The following is a 2,226-nucleotide window of genomic DNA, read 5'->3' as shown; positions in this document are numbered from 1 at the left end:
CGGCAGAAAACAGATGTTTTGTGCGGCAGGGATACCGTTCAAATTAGACCAGCAAACCCGACACATCTGAATCTTGCAGAAATAGCAGATAGATTTGCTTCTTTGGGAGAAGGAAAAGTAGAGCAGAATCCGTTTTTGGTTTCCTTTAGTACAAGCGAGTATCGCTTGGTTGTTTTTGCAGATGGCAGAGCGTTGATCCATGGGACAAAGGACGTGGCAAAAGCAAGAAGTCTGTATCATCGCTATTTGGGTTAAACCATAAAAGCAGAAAGCCATTCTTTGGAGAATGATTTTCTGCTTTTTTGTTACAATAATATTAATATGCTTTAATGGCTTATAACAAACTTGTTCGTATCCAATGTAATGCTATGTCCAAACCAGGTGGGTGAAAAGATGAGCCCGTTAATTTTACTTGTGGATGTAAATGAAGCGTCTCCCGTAATTGTTCTTCCATTGGAGCAGGCAGGTTATCAGGTGGTACATGTTAGCAATACATCGGATGCAAGCTCTTATGCAGCCCACAATCCGGTGAATTTGCTACTCCTGAACATAGGAGATGAACAGGCGGATACACAAGGCTTGATTCGCATTTTGCAGCAAAACCATCCTCATGTCCCGCTATTTGCAATGACTTCATCAGATGAGGAGGACCATATTGTTTCCTGCTTTGAACAAGGGGCACATGATGTGATCGTTCTGCCCTTTTATCCTAGAGTTTTTCAGGCAAGAGTGGCTAATTTATTGCGGATTTTTGGTATTGAACGTGATGTGAAAAGGGCGATCGAAGCGGGTGATTTACATATAGACAATGCAAGCAGAATGGTGAGCAGAGGGGGACAAAAGCTGGAACTAACTCCGAAAGAATTTGATCTTTTGCTTCATCTGGCGATACATCTTAACCAAGTTTGTAGCAGGCAGCAAATTCTGAAGGATGTTTGGAAACATGATTATATCGTTGATACGAACGTAGTAGACGTCTATATCAGACATTTGAGGGTTAAAGTAGATAAAGGGTATAAGTTTAAAATGATCCGTACGGAACGAGGTATTGGCTATTCACTCAGAACACCAACCGTATCAGAATAGCATAAGGCATATAAAAAAGCCGGAACTTTTCGTCCCGGCTCGCATATTTCAAAATGAGTTTCATACTACAGCACGCGGCGTGCTTTAATGTATGTTCTTTTCCAGTTGCCGGAGTTCAAATCGGAGATGGTCACGCCAGGTCCGCCGTAAGTGTGTAAAATTTTACCCCCGCCCATATAGACTGCTACGTGGGTAATGTTGCGTCCTGTCGCACGGCTACCGCTTGAAAAGAACACTAAGTCACCTTTTTTCAAATTGGACTTGGATACGGCATGTCCGACTTTAGACTGTTGAACAGAAGTACGTGGCAAATCCACTCCGTATTTCTTGAATATGTGCTTCATGAAAGAAGAACAGTCAAAATTACGTGTAGTGCTCGTGGAAGCTCCAAACTTATAAGGAGTTCCCATATATTTTTCACCGTAGTTAATTACTTTTTGGCCTACTGAAGTAGTAGTGGCAGCTTGTGCCGTATTTGTTCCCTCAATTGCAAAAGTACCAAAGCCGATAGTGGCTGCGACCCCTGCTATAATTACCTTTTTTATGATTTTCTGCATATTCATGTTGTAAGTACCTCCAGAAATTGATTTGTGCAATATTTTGCTGAGTTGCTAACTAACTGACAGCGTTGAGTATAACAGTTTTGAAGCCGCCTAATAGTTGGAAAAGAACTCTCAAATGCTTGAGGGACAAGACTTACACAGCGATTATTAAAAAACGATTAAAAATTACAATTTGTAAAAAATATATCGATTCATAGATCTCTATAAACGGAAAAACCCTTGTTAATCAAGGGTTTTGAGTGAAAGAACAATCTGAACAATGGTTACAACAATGTCATAATTAATCCTTGCTTTGAATAACGAGTAGTAGACCGCTTTTGATGGAAATCGTACCTTTTGAAGCCGTTAGCTTATTACTGACAGCACGCGATTGTCCCATTTTGAGGGTGGCATTATGTAGCGGATACATAAATCCTTCCAGTTGTATACCTGTTACTTCGGCAGTCATAGGAAGCAGCGATGTATATGTATAGCCCATAGGCTGGATCTCAAGCGTTGATCCGGTGAGCTCAATATAATTATGTGCGTCCATAATAGCGCAGCTAATATGATGCTGCATTGCGCGTACCAATATTTG

General features: G+C 40.9%; 2 protein-coding genes and 2 pseudogenes. 2 read left to right on the top strand and 2 right to left on the bottom strand.

Features of this window, described 5'->3' with window-relative positions:
* Both GRP75_RS24930 and GRP75_RS24925 read left to right on the top strand, forming a co-directional pair.
* Positions 1 to 255, top strand: a pseudogene (locus GRP75_RS24930) (thiazole biosynthesis adenylyltransferase ThiF); the annotation flags it as partial.
* 138 nt (positions 256 to 393) lie between these two features.
* A complete protein-coding gene (locus GRP75_RS24925; RefSeq protein ID WP_023988976.1) occupies positions 394 to 1,086 on the top strand; it encodes a response regulator transcription factor in 693 nt (230 codons plus the stop codon).
* A gap of 65 nt (positions 1,087 to 1,151) precedes the next feature.
* On the opposite strand, the gene GRP75_RS24920 is transcribed toward GRP75_RS24925, so the two are convergent.
* Together GRP75_RS24920 and GRP75_RS24915 are read right to left on the bottom strand one after the other, a co-directional pair.
* Positions 1,152 to 1,649, bottom strand: a complete 498-nt coding sequence (locus tag GRP75_RS24920; protein WP_028541710.1) for a C40 family peptidase — start codon at positions 1,647 to 1,649, stop codon at positions 1,152 to 1,154.
* 280 nt (positions 1,650 to 1,929) lie between these two features.
* Positions 1,930 to 2,226 (bottom strand): annotated as a pseudogene (locus tag GRP75_RS24915) (thiamine diphosphokinase); the annotation flags it as partial.

Source organism: Paenibacillus sp. OT2-17 (assembly GCF_009827695.1).
Lineage (GTDB): Bacteria > Bacillota > Bacilli > Paenibacillales > Paenibacillaceae > Paenibacillus > Paenibacillus polymyxa_B.
This window is presented reverse-complemented; position numbering and strand designations above follow the sequence as displayed.